General features: G+C 38.1%; 1 protein-coding gene. It reads right to left on the bottom strand.

All coding sequences use genetic code 11. The annotated features are described in order from the left end of the window. The coding region (locus tag CWC02_RS20500; protein WP_138619934.1) for a hypothetical protein at positions 1 to 215 on the bottom strand (215 nt) is incomplete at both ends.

Raw genomic sequence — 215 nt, 5'->3', positions numbered from 1 at the left:
GCGAAGTATTGGTCAAATGTTGAAGAAGACTCTTGAAGAGTTGTTGCTTTCATATTAGCAACACCTTCATCTGAACCTAAGTCGATATCATTTGCTTGGTTATAAGCTAGACCTGAGTAAGATAGATAGTATTGGCCAACTGACTTATTGTCTGCTTTGTTACGGTGGTAGTAAACTTCCGAAGTAGCATTATTCCAATCAAGGAAACCACGTAA

Origin of the sequence: Pseudoalteromonas sp. S2721 (assembly GCF_005887425.1) — a bacterium.
GTDB lineage: Bacteria > Pseudomonadota > Gammaproteobacteria > Enterobacterales > Alteromonadaceae > Pseudoalteromonas > Pseudoalteromonas simplex.
Note: the sequence above shows the minus strand (reverse complement) of the source record. Positions and strands in the feature narration are given on the sequence as shown.